The following is a 14,285-nucleotide window of genomic DNA, read 5'->3' on the forward strand; positions in this document are numbered from 1 at the left end:
GGAGTTCGTCAGGACGGTGGGTGCGTCAGGACGGAAGTCGGGACGGAGGCCGGGACGGGGTGCGTCAGGAACCGGACGACTGGGCGTAGTCGCCGAAGCCGACCCAGTCGAGGGCGACGCAGGCCTCGTCGCCGAGGACCCATGCGTCGTGTCCGGGCTTGACCTCCATGAAGTCGCCGGCGCCGAACTCCACCGACTCCCCGTCGTCCATGACGACCTTCATCTTGCCGCTGACGATGTATCCGACGTGCGACGCCTGACAGCTGTCGGTGCCGGCGATCGGCTTCACGTGCTTGGACCACTGCCAGCCCGGCTCGAACACCGCACGGCCGACCGCTCCGCGATCGCCGTTGATCAGGTCGAGCCTGCCCTTGCCGTCCTCGAAGGGACGGGTCTCGTCCGCTGAATCGAAGCTCTTCTGTACGATCCCGGCCATCACGCTCTCCCGGCGGTGGAAAGGCCTGGCCCCGAGTCCACTTCCAGGCTACGCCGGGCCGGCCGGGCCCACCTTCGTTTGGTGGTTCCGGGCATATTCACGGGGCGAATTCTGTGCGCTTCCCCTAGCGGGTAAACCTACACATAAAGGACAGATAAGCGCACAATGGAGCCGCGGCATGATTGCCACACAAACGGTCAGACGCGCATGACGCCATAAGGAGGCGAGTCGTATGGCCGACGTCTCTCACCGTCCCGGTGATATCGCGGGACACCCCGATGCGTCGGAAATGCGGGATCGTTACGCCCGCATGCTCCAGACCCGAGGTGTCGCGGCGGTCGAGGAACTCGTGGTCCTCGCCGGAATCTACGCGGCGGTCTCCGCGTGGACGGTTCATTTCTCCGCCGCCCAGCCGGAACTCGCCATCAGCAACCTGGTCGTCGGCATCGGCATCGCGGCGCTCGGCCTCTGCATGTCGATGGCCCCCGAGCGGTCGCAGGACCTGAACTTCGTCGTACTGATCCTGGGCGTCTGGCTGATCGTCGCTCCGTGGCTGGTCGGGCAGAACCCCGACACCGGCACGATCCTGAGCAACGTGATCACCGGTGCGTGCGTCTGCCTGTTCTCCCTCACGGCCGGCGGGCTGCTCATGACCAAGAGAAGGACGTGACCTACTGACCTCTCCCGGAACGGCGGCGCCTCCCCTACGCGGAGGCGCCGCCGTTCACCGCGTCCGTCCGGCGACCGCGAGCGGCATAGAGCCGGTACGGAGCGTTTGCCCGTGCCGCCTTGTGCACGGTGGCGCACGACCGGTGTCCGCGGCCGCGCCTAGCCTCGCCCCATCGGCACCAACGAGGGGCGGTACCAGCGGTGAACTGGCACATCCATGACTATCGCGAGAGCGATCTCGCGGCCGTCGTCCATCTGATCGACACCACGGCCGAGCTCGGGCAGGAGTCCGTGTTCTCGCTCGCCGAGTGCATCGGGGCCCTCACCTCCCGGCAGCCGGCCGTGGTCGCCGTCCACCAGGGCGCGCCCATCGGCGCCGCGCTCGCCTGCGTCTCCGGCGAGCGGGCCTGGGTGATGCGGATCGCGATCTCCTCGGCGTGGCGCGGCCGCGGCCTGGCCAGTGCCCTCCTCGTGGAGCTGGAGCGGCGGCTCGTGGCGGCCCGGGTCGGGCGGATCGCGTACGTCCTCCCGGAGGAGGAGCTCCTCGGCGAGGGTCTGCTGAACGCCGGGTACACGCGGCAGCCGGCCGTCGCGTACTTCGAGAAGGTGGAGCCGCTGCACGGGCCCGCCGCCGGACTCCTCGACGACCTCGGCGGACGGCTGCTCCCCGGCGACCTGTGGGCGAAGGTCGCCGGGATGGAGCGGGAGAAGGACCTCATCGAGCGCCGGGTGGTCCTGCCGCTCGCCGAGCCGGAGCGGGCCACCCGGCACGGGGTGCGGCCGCCGCGCGCGGTCTGTCTCTTCGGCCCTCCCGGCACCGGCAAGACCACGTTCGCGCGGGGCATCGCCTCCCGGCTCGGCTGGCCCTTCGTGGAGATCCTGCCGTCCCGGCTCGCCGACGAGGGGAACCTCGCCGCCGCGCTGCGCTCCGCGTTCGCGCGGATCGCCGAACTGGAGCGGGTCCTCGTCTTCATCGACGAGGTCGAGGAGATCGCCCCGGTCCGCTCGGAGCCCGCGCAGCCCGGCGGCATGCACGGCGTCACCAACGAACTCCTGAAGCTGATACCGGGTTTCCGGGAGCGGGACGAGCGCCTCCTCGTCTGTGCCACCAACTCGATCCGCTCCCTCGACCCGGCGTTCCTGCGCCCCGGCCGCTTCGACTACCTCATCCCGATCGGTACGCCGGACAAGGTGGCGCGGGCCGCGATCTGGGCCCGCTACACGGACGGCCGGACGGACGTCGACATCGACGAACTCGTCCTGGCGAGCGATCTGTTCACCCCTGCCGACATCGAACACGCGGCCCGGATCGCCGCTCAGGCCTCCTTCGAGCGGGACCTGGTCGCGGTCGGCGGCCGGGGCGCGGACGACCCTACGCCGGGGGCGAGCACGGCGGACTATCTGGAGGCCATCGGGCAGTGCCGCCCGACGGTCACCCCCGAGATGGTCGAGCAGTTCGCCTCGGACATCACGACGCACGCCCGGACCTGAGGGCGAACTCCTCGTGCGCGGCGTCCAGTTCGGCTCGGTCGGGCGGCTGGGCGCCGGCGCGGGAGACGGTGACTGCCGCCGCGCTGCCGGCCCGGTCGAGCAGCCGCGCGAGCTCCTCGGCGGAGAGCTCGCCGAGCGCCGCCCTGTCCTGCCCGGCGAGGGTGTCGAGGACGGCGGACATGAAGGAGTCGCCCGCGCCGACGGTGTCGACGACGGAGACCGGCGGCGCCCCGGCGGCGACGGCGTGGTGCCGGGTCAGGGCGAACGAGCCGTCCGCGCCCCGGGTGACCAGGACGACGGCCGGTCCGAGGGTGAGCCAGCGGGCCGCGACCGCGAGCGGGTCCTCGCCGGGGTGGAGCCAGGCCAGGTCCTCGTCGCTCGCCTTGACGAGGTCGCTGAGGGCGACGCAGCGCTCGACCCGGGCGACGGCTTCGGCGTGCTCCCCCATCAGCTCCGGGCGGACGTTGGGGTCGTAGCTGACCGTGACCCGGTCGCGGAGCCGCCCGGTCTCGGCGAGCACGGTGTCCGCGCCGGGCGCGGTGACGGCGGCGATCGAGCCGATGTGCAGATGGGAGGGAGACGCGTCGGCCTCCGCAGCCGCTCCGGCCTCCAGGGTCCAGGCGATGTCGAAGGTGTACGTGGCCCGGCCCCGCTCGTCGAGGCCGACGACCGCCGAAGGGGTGCGCGCGGGTGTGCCGCCGAGGGCGATCCGGACGCCCGCGCCCGTCAGATGGCCGGCGATCAGCCGGCCGGCGGGGTCGTCGGCGAGCTGGGTGAGCAGGGTGACGTCCCGGCCGAGGCGGGCGAGACCGTAGGCGACGTTGGCGGGGCTGCCGCCCGGGTGGACGCGGTCGGCGGCGCCGGAGCCCGCGGGGGCGCGGACGATGTCGGCGACGCACTCGCCGATCACCAGGAAGGACATGGGTCGGCGCTCCTCGGCGTAGGTGTCCCGGACGCGGGTGCCCTGGTGGACGACCCGGAGATGGTACGTCGCCGCGGGCTCCGGCCGTCATCGGGCCGCTGTCACTATCGTGTGCACGAAGGATGGCGGCGTGACTCGCCGGCGGTGTCGGCGGCGGTGCGGGGGAAGGACTTTCCGGTGGCGACGGTGGAGACGGTCGAGGGGCTCGCGGTCATCGCGTTCGGCGACGGGAAGGAGCTGGAGGCCTGGTTGGAGAAGCACCACGGGGACACCCCGGTATCTGGCTGCTGCTCGCCAAGAAGGGCAGCGACCTCCCCTCGCCGACGGCGGACGAGATCCTCGACGGCACGCTCGTCTACGGCTGGATCACCGGCAAGCGCATCGCGCGCGACGAGCACACGTACCTCCAGAAGATCACCCCGCGCCGGCCGCGGAGCCTCTGGTCCCAGGTCAACGTCCGCCAGGTCGAGGCGCTCGACGCCGCCGGCCGGATGCGCGAGCCGGGCCTCGCCGAGGTGCGGGCGGCACAGGCGGACGGGCGGTGGGAGTCCGCGTACCCCTCCCAGAAGGACGCGACCGTCCCGGACTACCTGGCGGTCGCGCTCGCGGCGGATCCGCGGGCCTCGGCGGCCTTCGACGCCCTGGGGAAGACGGACCGCTACCTGGTGATCCTGAGCCTCTGGCAGGCGCGTACGGCGAAGACGCGGGCGGCCCGCCTGGAGCGGGCCGTGGCGGCGCTCGCGGCGGGCGGCCGGCCCCGCTGAGCGCGGGCCGGCCGGTCACGGCGCGGCAGGTCAGTCACGGCGCGGCAGGTCGGTCGCGGCGCAGCCGGTCAGTCTCGGCGCTGCCGGTACAGGACCTGGTGGGCGTCCCACTCCACGAAGGACTCCGCGTGCTCCATGCCGACGGCCTCCAGGAGGCGGCGCGAGCGGTCGTTGGCCTCCTGGGTGACCGCGACCACGCTCGGCGTGCTCTCCAGGATCCGTGCGACGACCGCGCCGACGGCCTCCCGGGCGTAGCCCCTCCCCCAGTGCTCGGGCAGGAACTGGTACGACACCTCCGTCTCCCCGTTCCGCGCGCCGGGCTCCACGGTGACGAGCCCCAGCAGGACGTCGTCCTCGGCCCGGATCACGGCGTGGAACCCGGCCGCCCCGACGATCCGCCGCTGCCGGATCCGGACGACGGGCTCCGTGACGGGGCCGCCGAGGTGATGCCGCACCTGGGGGTCGGTCCACAGCCGGGTCACGGCCGCGAGGTCGCCACGGCGCACGCTCCGCAGGAGCAGCCGGTCGGTGGCCGGCGGCGCGGGCGGCGCCGTGGTGGGGGTCGATGTCGGAGTCGGGGAGACGGGCATGGTTCCGATCCTCTCAGCCCGCCCCCGGGAACGACACCGGTGGTCCCGCACGTTACGGTCCTCGGATCGACGACGGTGTGGAGGTGGCGGGGGACGTGGGGACAGTCGTACGGCTGTGGGCGGCCGGGGAATTGCCGTACCGCGACGGGCTGTACCGCCCGGACGACACCGGCACGGAGGTGCACGTGGAGGGCCCCGGGGCGTACCACCCGGACGCCCGGCAACCGATCCCGTTCCGTCTCGGCGATCCGATCGACGTGGACCGGGCCGTCGAGGAGGACGGCACCGCGGAGGTGGACCACTTCTTCGAGAGCGCGCTGCCGGACGGATCGGGACGGATGTGCGGCGGCGGCGCCGGCATGGGCAACACCGGCCACCTCGCCCGTCTGAACCCCGACGGCTCCTTGCGCTGGGTGGCCTTCATGTACTGCTCGAACCCGTTCGTGGGGGTGCGCTACGAAGGAACGGCGGCCGTCTTCACCAACGACTGGGGAAACGAGCTGCGCCTCGACCTCGCCGACCCCTCGCTCGCCTGACCCGACCACCGGAGCCCTCCACCATGCCCATCCGTGTCCTCCAGGGACTCGCCCTCCTCGCCACCGGCCTCCTCACGGGTGCCTTCGGGTACGGCGCGGCCAACCTCGTCCCCACGTTCAACGCCGTACCGCTCGACATGCGGCTCTCCTTCCACGCCGAGCTGATGAAGATGAACGGCATCACGATGCAGGCGGCCATGGCGGTGTCGACGCTGAGTGCCCTGACCCTCGCCGTCCTCACCCGCGGCCGCGCCCGGCTGATGGCGGGCGCGGCGGCTCTGCTGACGCTCGCGTCCTTCCTCATCACCCGCCTCGGCAACGTGCCGATCAACGGTCGCATCAAGGAGTGGGCGCTCACCGCGGCCCCCGCCGACCACGCGGAGATCCTGCGGCGCTGGGAGCTGTTCAACAACCTGCGCACGCTCACGGCGCTCGCCGCGTTCGTCTTGTTGATCGTCCTCTGCCTGTGGCGTCCGGGGGCCGTCCCACCCGCCGCACCCGCTTCGGCCCAGGACCCGGCCGACGCTACGGCCCAGGAGACAGCCAAGCGCTCGGCCTAGTCCGAGCGGCCGACGCGGGTCCGGTCCCCCGGCCGAGGCGGGGTGGGCGCCGGTGACACCAGGATGAGCGTCATGAAGATCGGAATCCTCGGAACAGGCAATGTAGGACGGGCTCTCGCTGCCGGCTGGCTGCGGGCGGGCCACGACGTCGTCCTCGGGTCACGGCGGCCCGGTGACGAAGAGCTCCTCACCGGGCTCAAGGAGCTCCACCGGGCGGGGTTACGGGTCGACGACCCCGCCGGGACCGCCGCGCACGCGGAGGTCCTCGTGAACGCGACCCCGGGCACGGCCTCCGTGGCGCTGCTCGCGTCGATCGGCGCCCCGGCCCTCGCCGGGAAGGTCCTCCTCGACGTCGCGGTCGGCTTCCTGGAGGACGAGTCGCTCTCGCACCCGGTCGTCAGCCTCGGCGAGGAGATCCAGCGGGCGTTCCCGGAGACCCGCGTGGTGAAGACCCTCTGCACGATCGACCGCGAGGTGATGGTCGCACCGGACTCCCTGGCGGGGCCCAGCACGCTCTTCCTCTCCGGGGAGGACGCGGAGGCCAAGCGGGTCGTGGGCGGGCTCGTGACCGACCTCGGCTGGCCCGCCGATTCGCTGCTCGACCTGGGCGGCATCGCCACCGCCCGGGGACAGGAGCATTTCGCGCTGCTCTTCGTCGGGATCGCCCTGTCGACGGGCACCTTCGCGTTCAACATCCGGGTCGTGCCTCCGGCCGCCCACGACGAACAGAGCTGAGGGCGAACGCCGTTCGGCCCCGCTCCCCGCTCCCCGCTCCCCGCTCCCCGGTGCCTCAGTCCGCCACGGCAGCCGTCAGGGCGGCCTTGATCGCCGGCCAGTCCGGGGCCGTCGGCTCGTACGTCTCCGTCGCGGTGGCGACGTCCTTGTAGCCGCTGGACGTGACCACGCACACCACCGGGCCGTCGTTCTCGCGTGGCCCGTGGGCCCGCAGACCGGCGAGGCCGGCCGCCGACGAGGTCTCGCACCAGAGCCCCTGGGAGGCCAACTCCACACGGGCTGCGATCATCTGATCGTCCGTCACCGTCCGCGCCGCTCCCCCGGTCGTCCGGACGGCGAGGACGCCGCGGTAGCTGTTGATCTCGCAGTCGATGGCGTAGGCGAGGGTGGGCCCGACGGGGACGCGGGCGGTGGGGCGGCCGGTGCGGAGGGCCTCGGTGAGCGCGCCGGCGGCGGCGGGCTCGGTCGCGTACATCCGGGGGACGGAGTCGGTCACCCCGAGTCGGGCGAGCTCCTGGAACCCCTTGGCGACTCCGAAGAGCAACTCGCCGTATCCGGTGGGGAGGTGGACCGCCGCGGGAGCCCTTCCGAGGTCGAGGGCGATCTCGTACGCGAGGGTCTTGTAGCCCTCGGGGCCGAAGGGGTGCCCGGTGTGGGCGGTGTCCGTGACGCTGCTGACGGCCTGGAAGTCGAGTTCGTCGACGATCCGGCGCATCAGGGGGCGGACCGACGCGTACGGGACGGTCAGGACCGTCGCCCCGTAGGCGCGGAGGTGGGAGGCCACGGCGGGCGGGGCGTGCGGGGAGGTGAAGACGGCGCAGGGCAGTCCGGCGCGGGCCGCGTAGGCGGCGGCCGCAGCGCCGTGGTTGCCGGAGGAGGAGACGACGATCCCGCGCGCGCCCGAGGCGACGGCGGCACTGACGGCGACCCGGTTGAGGCGGTCCTTGTGGCTCCATGTGGGGTTGCGCGACTCGTCCTTGACCCAGACGCCGTCGGAGAGCGCGACCATCGGGGTGTTGCCCTCGCCGAGGCCGGGCGCCGCGAGCGGCGGGAGCAGCGGGGCCCACCGTTCGAGGCCATGGGCGGCCGGGCGCGTGAACAGGTCGGCCGGGACCTGGTCGTACGCGTAGTCGATGTCGAGGGGATACGCGACCTCGTCGGTGGAGGTGACGGGGCAGCCCGCCGTGAGCGGCGGCCACAGCGGGTGGCGCACGGAGGGATCGGCGAGCGAACGCTGGGCGGTGGCGAGCGAGCGGTGTGCCGTGGCGGGCTGGTTCACACGATGGCCTTTCGGGTGGTGGTGCCGTCGACTCTCCGGTTCGAGGGGCGGTCCGGTTCAGCCCATGCGGCGGCGCAGCGCGGCGAGGGCGCCCGGCCGGCGGCCGGGGACCTTCTCCCGCAGCGCGACCAGGGCGGGGCCGAGGGAGTCGGCCCTGGCACGGTCACCGATCTGCTCCCACTGGTGGTGGGCCCGGTCGACGGCCGCCTCGACGTCGGGGTCGTCCGCCTGTTGCCGCAGGGCGAGTCTGAACTCGGCTGCCGACAGCCACAGTTCGCAGCTGCGGGCCGGTTCGCCGGCGAGGCGGGCGAGGTCGGCCCGCACCTCCGTCCAGTGCACGGCCTCCGCGGACCGGGGTCCGTGACGGCGCAGGGCATCGCTCTCCCAGGCGGCGGCCACCGCGGCCGCCTCGCCGTGCCGGCCGGCCCTCGCGGCTTCGAGGATCGCGGGATGCGGATCCTGGGCGACGGCGGGTGCCGGTGCGGGTGCGCGTGCGGGAGGAGCTTGGTACGGAGGAGGAGCCGGGTGCCCAGCAGGAGCCTGGTGCGGTACGGGAGCCGCGTACGGAGCAGGAGCATGGTTCGTCACGGGGGCCGCGTACGGAGCGGGGGCCGGGTTCGAGGCGGGAGCCGGGTTCGGGGCAGGGGCCAGGTTCCCGGGGGCCAGGAGGAGCGCCTCCGGGGCGGGCGTGTGAGCCGCCGCACGGATGGCCGCCTCGGCGTGCATCGCGGGGTGCGGCGGACGGGCGCCGGCGCGCCAGAGCTCCGCCCAGGCGCGGAGGTAGTCGGGGGTCGTGGGCTCGCCCCGGCGCGGGGCCGGCGTCACCCGTCCGTACAGGTACGGCCCGGGGCCCAGGTGGAGCAGGTCCGGTGCGGCCGCGAGGCGCTGCCAGACCTCGGGGTCCGCCGCGAGGTCGGCGACCACGGTCGTGGTGCCGGGGGGCCGTCCGCCGAGTTCGCCGGCCAGCCAGTGCCAGGGCAGTGCCGTGTAGCGCAGGGTCGCCGTGGTGGTGCGGGCAAGGGCGAGATGGGGCAGGAACTGCCGTTTGTCGAGATGGAGTTGGCCCGCGAGGAAGAGGACGAGGGGGCCGGGGCTCGCCGCCGCCGCGCGCAGGCGGGTGAGGACGGTCTGGGGGTCCAGCGGGTCGGCGAGTTCGACGACGGTGGCGGTGGCCGTGCCGGTGAGGACGGCGGGCGGTACGGCGGCGAGAGCCGGCAGTACGGACGCGGCGTCCATCGCGCGGCCCCGTCCGGCGGGCGCGGCGGCGAGCAGCACCGCCGTACCCACATCGTTCACACCCGCCCCACCCGTACCCGCCGCGCCCGTGACCGTACGCACACCCTCGTCCGCACCCCCGCCCGGATGTATGTCCGCACCCGGATTCACGCGCGGCCGCGCGTCGGCCGGCGCGCCCGTACGCGCGCTCGTTCCCCGCATCCGCGTACCTGCCGCGTGCGTGCTCACCGTGCCGTTTCCGTCGTCGATCACCACCCCCGCACCGTAACGCGTCGCGGCCTGTCCGATAATCGTCGGGCCGTTGGCATATGTCAGAAGCACCACCGGATCGAGTGTTGCCAAATCCCTTACGAGCTGTCTCGGGCTGTGCAACAGTCGAGGACGGGCCTCCTTTTCCCACCTGGCCGCGCCGCGCCTGTATCGGAGTACGACATGCCGTCCCATCTGTTCGCGGACCGTCCCGCCCAGCCGCCGGAACCGGATGCGGTGGACGCGCTGATCTCGCAGACCCGTCGCCTGCGCGGCGAGGTGGACGCCGTCCGCCGGGACTCAGTGACGGACGACGACGATCCCCAGCAGCGGTGGCAGCGTGCCCTGTGCGACCTCGCGGTGCACCAACTCGACGACTTGGGCGCCCACTTGGGGCAGCTCCGGGTCGGCGTCCCGGAGGGGGCCGCACCCGGGACCGACGCCAAGGCCGACGCCGATCCCGAGGCCGTCCTCGGCACGGCACTCACCGCCGACGCCGCCCCCGGTACCGCCTACGGCGAGGCCCCCCCGGCCCGTACCGGCTCGCTGCTCTCCCGCGTCGGCAGTGCCGAGTGGAACCTCCTCACCGACGAGGTGAGTTGGTCCGAGGAGCTGTTCCAGATCTTCGGCCGCCCCCGCGAGAGCGGCCCGATGTCGCTGGACGAGCTGCCCTCCATGGTCTTCGCCGAGGACCAGTCCGTCCTCCAGGGAATGGTGACGGACTGCCTCATCGACGGAAAGCCGATCGACGGCGAGTTCCGGATCATCCGGACGGACGGCCGTGTACGTACCGTCCACATGACGGGTGAGCCCGTCCTCGACGCCGACGGCTGCACCGCCTCCATGTGGGCCGTTCTCCGCGACGTCAGCGAACTGCGGCGCAGCCAGCGGGCGGTCCGCGAGAGCCGGGACAGCCTGGAGCGCAGCCGTCACATGGAGCGCACCGAGCGACGCGTCGCCGTCGAGCTCCAGGAAGCGGTGCTCCCGCCGTGGCGCGGCTCGCTCCGCTTCGCCCACGACGGCCCCGCCCCGCTCGACGTGGCGGCCCACTACCTGCCGGCCGCCAGCACCGGCCTCATCGGCGGCGACTGGTACGACGCGCTGGCGCTGCCGGGCGGCGACGCCCTCCTCACCGTCGGCGATCTGACGGGCCACGGGGTCGCCGCGACCTCCTCGATGGCCATGCTCCTCGGCGCGCTGCGCGGCATGGCCGTGGCCGGAATCCGCCCCGGCGCCCTGATGGGCCACCTCAACCAGCTCCTGGAGACCTCCGTACAGCCCGCGCTCGGCAGCGCGATGTGCTGCCGGTACGACCCGGTCGCCCAGACACTGACCTGGTCGCAGGCCGGGCACCCCGCCCCGCTGCTCTTCCGCGACGGGACGGGGCTCGCCCTCCGCCGGCCCGAGGGCGTGCTCCTCGGGGCGACGAGCGGCGGGAGGTACGGCGAGACCGAGACCCGCCTGCTCCCCGGTGACCTGCTGGTGCTGCACACGGACGGACTGACCCGTGGCAGCGGCGTGCACGACGACACCGGCACGCGACGGCTGCTCACCCTCGGCCCCCGGCTCACCGAGGCGCGGGACGCCCAGGAATGCGTGCGCGCGGTGATCGAGGAGTTCGGCGAGGAGCCGCGCGAGGACGACGCCTGCGTGATGGTGGTACGCGTCGGCCACTGACGGAGCCAGGAGTCGTCGAGCAGCCCGGGATCACTGACCGGTTCCGGGTCGCCGACGTGTCCGGCTTCCGGGTCGCCCCCTTCGCACCCCGCCCCCATGAGAGGACCAGGGCCCCGCGATGTCCTCAGGCGGGGCTCACGCCTCACCCGTTCTCGGCCGGTTGACCGGCGACTTGGGCAGGGCGAGCTCGATCTCCTCGCGCAGGTCCTCGATCTTCGAGTGACCCGCGTACTGCCCGGTGAGCCGGTACATCTCCCGCAGCCGGTGCCACGTCCGGTGGGACGAGGTCTCCCCCATGGAGACGAGAGCGAGCCTGGCGTACCGGTCGGCCTGCTCCGGGTCGTCCGCGATGAAGCACGCCGAGGCCATCGAGATGAAGTCGAAGAGCTTCGAGCGGTTGTGCCCCTGACTGCGCAGCTCCAGGGCGAGCCTGGCGTGCCGCTGCGCGGGGACCGCGGCGGAGGCGTCGTGATCGGCGAGGGTGCGGTAGGCGAGGGCCTGCATGCCGTGCATGTCGGCCTCGTCGAAGTTCTGCATCCAGCTGGGCGGTTCCACGTCCGCCCGGTCGGAGACGAAGAGCTCCTCCGCCTCGCCCAGCGTCCGCTTCATGGCCTGGCCACGCCCCATCGAGGCCTGCGCCCAGGCCTCGATCGTGTGCAGCATGGCCTGCGTCCGCGGCAGCATCTCCTCGCCCCCGCCGGCCTTAGCCAGCTTCATCAGGTCGAGGGCGTCGTCGGGCCTGCCCAGGTGCACCATCTGGCGGGCGGCCCGGGACAGCGCCTCGCCTGCCCGGGGACGGTCGCCGCCCTCGCGGGCCGCGTGGGCGGCGATGACGAAGTACTTCTGCGCGGTGGGTTCAAGACCCACGTCGTGGGACATCCAGCCGGCCAGGACGGCCAGGTTGGCGGCGACGCCCCAGAGGCGCCGCTGGAGGTGGTCGGCGTGGCGGTAGGCGAGCATGCCGCCCACCTCGTTGAGCTGGCCCACGACGGCCTTGCGCTGGAGGCCGCCGCCTCGTGAGGCGTCCCACGCGCGGAACACGTTCACCGAGTACTCCAGCGCCTCGATCTCCTCCGACCCGACGGGGGCGGCCTCATAGCGGTCGAACCCGGCGGGGTCGGCGTGGAGGGGATCGGTGGCGCGCTGGGCGGTGGCCTTTCGTGCGGGGTCGGTCTGCAGCCAGTCGTACATGCTGCTGCTGAGTGCGGAGCCGGCGGCGAGCGCGGCACCCGCGCCCACCAGGCCGCGTCGGTTGAGCATGAGGTCCATTCCCGTGAATTCGGTGAGGACCGCAGCCGTACGATCGGGTGGCCAGGGCAGGTTGTCAGGGTTGTCGTCGTTCCTGACGGCCTGCCGCTTTCCGGCGCGCCCGTGTCGTTCGAACCCGAGGTCCTCGATGGTCACGACACGGCCGAGTCGCTCGGTGAACAGTGCTGCCAGCACCCGGGGGACGGGATCGCGCGGGGTCTCGCCCCGGTCGATCCACCGCCGCACCCGCGAGGTGTCGGTCGCCAGCTGGGGGTGGCCCATGGCCGCCGCCTGCCGGTTGACGAGTCTCGCGAGTTCGCCCTTGGACCAGCCGGCCAGGCCGAACAGGTCTGCCAGGCGGGTGTTGGTTTGTCCGGTCACGTCTAAGCCCCCAGGTTCTCGGCTGAGTTGACAGTAACCCCCTGTCATAGGGCTGGCGACTATTCGCCAGGGTTCGCCAGGGTGCGCCCGATGTTCCGCCACCCGCGCCCGGGTGTCAGGTAGGAACGCGCCACCCCGCCCCGCCGACCGGCCCTCATTCCCCAGGGTGCGGACCCGGGGGCGGGCGGGGCGACGCACGCAACTCGTCGGACCACGAAGGGATCTGTCACCTCCATGTACACAGCATCGTCCTCCGTGTCCGCCCCGCCCCGGCCGCAGCACCGCATCGTCCCGGCGGGTGCCGGGCCGTACCTCGCCCCCGCGCCCCAGGCCGTACGGCCCCGGCGCTGGACGGGCGGCACCGGCACACAGCCGGTGAGCGGAAGACTCGACCTGTCCGGCCCGCAGGGGGCGCAGCTCAAGATGGCGATCGCCTCGGTGCACCGCATCTGCCCGGAGTTCAATCCGGTCCAGGTGCTGCGCCGCAGCGGTCGCTCCGTGCTGATCGTCGGGACGACCGGGCGGACGACGGCGGTCGCGAAGTGTTTACTGGACCACTCCCCCGCGTGGGTCGAGCGGTTCCGTCACGAGATAGCTTCCTACCGCTCCTTCGTCCGGCACCGGCCGCCGGTGCGGGCGCCCCGGCTCATCGCCGCGGACCCGGAGAACTGCACGCTGGTGATCGAGCGGATGCCCGGACGGGCGGCGGCGCTCTCGCGCCACCCCGTCGAGGCCCCGCCCCGCGCCGACGTGCGGGCGGCGCTCGGTGCGATCGCCCGGCTCAACGCCTGGCGGCCGCCGGCCGGGACCTTCGACGCCCCGCTGGACTACGGGACGCGGATCGCGCGCTACCACGAGCTCGGTCTCTTCACGGACCGGGACCGGGACGACCTGCAGAAGCTGCTGCACGGTCTGGCGCACGCGGGCGGCCGGCAGGGCATGGGCCAGTTCTGTCACGGTGACGCCCTGCTCTCCAACATCCTGCTCTCCCCCGCCGGTCCGGTCCTCGTCGACTGGGAGCACGCGGGCTGGTACCTGCCCGGTTACGACCTGGCGACGCTGTGGGCGGTGCTCGGTGACGCGCCGCTGGCCCGGCGCCAGATCAGTCAGCTCGCCCAGCAGGCGGGCCCGGCCTCCCGGGACGCCTTCCTGGTGAACCTGATGATCGTGCTGACGCGGGAGATCCGTACCTACGAGACGGCGGTGCAGCGCACCATCAAGGAGGCTCCGCCGGCCGGTACCGTCCCGGTGCCCTCCGGTGCGCTCTCCGCCGGTGAGGAACAGCGGCTGCTCCTGAGGCGGCTGCACGACGACTGCGCCATGGCACGGCGGGCCGTGCGCGCGGCGGTCGGAACGCGCTGAAGGGGCGGGTCCGGCCGGCGACACGGGGGTGGGGGGGGGGGGGGCCCCCCCCCCCGCCCCCCCCCCCCCCCCCCCCAACAACCCCGCCACCCAGACGGGGCGGCCGGAACCCGAAACGTGGGACCCCCCCCCCCCGCGCGGCAGGCCGGG

13 protein-coding genes and 1 pseudogene are annotated in these 14,285 nt (G+C 73.2%); 8 read left to right on the forward strand and 6 right to left on the reverse strand.

The window, feature by feature from the left end; translation table 11 throughout:
• Positions 1–64: 64 nt before the first annotated feature.
• The gene (locus ACZ6K0_RS35360; RefSeq protein ID WP_376404181.1) at positions 65–436 is read right to left on the reverse strand and encodes a cupin domain-containing protein; all 372 of its coding nucleotides are present in this window, start codon (positions 434–436) and stop codon (positions 65–67) included.
• 310 nt (positions 437–746) lie between these two features.
• Between ACZ6K0_RS35360 and ACZ6K0_RS35365 the strand changes: the two genes are divergently transcribed.
• Positions 747–1,106 carry an SPW repeat protein gene (locus tag ACZ6K0_RS35365; protein WP_376404183.1) on the forward strand — a complete coding sequence of 120 codons (360 nt, stop codon included), beginning with the start codon at positions 747–749 and terminating at the stop codon, positions 1,104–1,106.
• Between the two features lie 200 nt (positions 1,107–1,306).
• On the forward strand, positions 1,307–2,596 hold the full coding sequence (locus ACZ6K0_RS35370) for an ATP-binding protein (RefSeq protein ID WP_376404185.1): 1,290 nt from the start codon (positions 1,307–1,309) through the stop codon (positions 2,594–2,596).
• On the opposite strand, the gene ACZ6K0_RS35375 is transcribed toward ACZ6K0_RS35370, so the two are convergent.
• Positions 2,574–3,518, reverse strand: a complete 945-nt coding sequence (locus tag ACZ6K0_RS35375; protein ID WP_469230242.1) for a carbohydrate kinase family protein — start codon at positions 3,516–3,518, stop codon at positions 2,574–2,576. The genes ACZ6K0_RS35370 and ACZ6K0_RS35375 overlap by 23 nt on opposite strands.
• Before the next feature lie 186 nt (positions 3,519–3,704).
• On the opposite strand from ACZ6K0_RS35375, the pseudogene ACZ6K0_RS35380 reads away from it, so the two are divergent.
• Positions 3,705–4,282, forward strand: a pseudogene (locus ACZ6K0_RS35380) (YdeI/OmpD-associated family protein).
• A 68-nt stretch (positions 4,283–4,350) separates the two neighbouring features.
• Here the strand turns inward: ACZ6K0_RS35380 and ACZ6K0_RS35385 are convergent.
• Positions 4,351–4,872: a GNAT family N-acetyltransferase gene (locus ACZ6K0_RS35385; RefSeq protein ID WP_469230240.1), complete on the reverse strand. Its 522-nt coding sequence runs from the start codon at positions 4,870–4,872 to the stop codon at positions 4,351–4,353.
• Positions 4,873–4,967: 95 nt separating this feature from the next.
• On the opposite strand from ACZ6K0_RS35385, the gene ACZ6K0_RS35390 reads away from it, so the two are divergent.
• From ACZ6K0_RS35390 to ACZ6K0_RS35400, 3 genes are all read left to right on the forward strand, one after another.
• Positions 4,968–5,408: a hypothetical protein gene (locus ACZ6K0_RS35390; protein ID WP_469230238.1), complete on the forward strand. Its 441-nt coding sequence runs from the start codon at positions 4,968–4,970 to the stop codon at positions 5,406–5,408.
• Between the two features lie 23 nt (positions 5,409–5,431).
• Positions 5,432–5,968 (forward strand): anthrone oxygenase family protein, encoded by a 537-nt coding sequence (locus ACZ6K0_RS35395; RefSeq protein WP_376404193.1) that lies wholly within the window; start codon positions 5,432–5,434, stop codon positions 5,966–5,968.
• 72 nt (positions 5,969–6,040) lie between these two features.
• The gene (locus ACZ6K0_RS35400; RefSeq protein WP_376404195.1) at positions 6,041–6,703 is read left to right on the forward strand and encodes an NADPH-dependent F420 reductase; all 663 of its coding nucleotides are present in this window, start codon (positions 6,041–6,043) and stop codon (positions 6,701–6,703) included.
• 55 nt (positions 6,704–6,758) lie between these two features.
• Here the strand turns inward: ACZ6K0_RS35400 and ACZ6K0_RS35405 are convergent, their stop codons facing one another.
• The gene (locus ACZ6K0_RS35405; protein WP_376404197.1) at positions 6,759–7,982 is read right to left on the reverse strand and encodes a threonine synthase; all 1,224 of its coding nucleotides are present in this window, start codon (positions 7,980–7,982) and stop codon (positions 6,759–6,761) included.
• Positions 7,983–8,039: 57 nt separating this feature from the next.
• Complete coding sequence (locus ACZ6K0_RS35410) at positions 8,040–9,278, reverse strand: hypothetical protein (protein ID WP_469230236.1); 1,239 nt, start codon at positions 9,276–9,278, stop codon at positions 8,040–8,042.
• Between the two features lie 372 nt (positions 9,279–9,650).
• Here ACZ6K0_RS35410 and ACZ6K0_RS35415 point away from each other — a divergent pair, with 372 nt between their 5' ends.
• Positions 9,651–11,144, forward strand: coding sequence for a PP2C family protein-serine/threonine phosphatase (locus tag ACZ6K0_RS35415; RefSeq protein ID WP_376404201.1), 1,494 nt, complete (start codon positions 9,651–9,653; stop codon positions 11,142–11,144).
• A 135-nt stretch (positions 11,145–11,279) separates the two neighbouring features.
• Here the strand turns inward: ACZ6K0_RS35415 and ACZ6K0_RS35420 are convergent, their stop codons facing one another.
• Positions 11,280–12,773 carry a DNA-binding protein NsdB gene (locus tag ACZ6K0_RS35420; RefSeq protein WP_376404203.1) on the reverse strand — a complete coding sequence of 498 codons (1,494 nt, stop codon included), beginning with the start codon at positions 12,771–12,773 and terminating at the stop codon, positions 11,280–11,282.
• Positions 12,774–13,007: 234 nt separating this feature from the next.
• Between ACZ6K0_RS35420 and ACZ6K0_RS35425 the strand changes: the two genes are divergently transcribed.
• Entirely contained in the window at positions 13,008–14,135 is a 1,128-nt protein-coding gene (locus ACZ6K0_RS35425) for an aminoglycoside phosphotransferase family protein (RefSeq protein WP_376404205.1), read from the forward strand.
• Positions 14,136–14,285 lie beyond the last annotated feature (150 nt).

Source organism: Streptomyces sp. NPDC042346 (assembly GCF_055581845.1).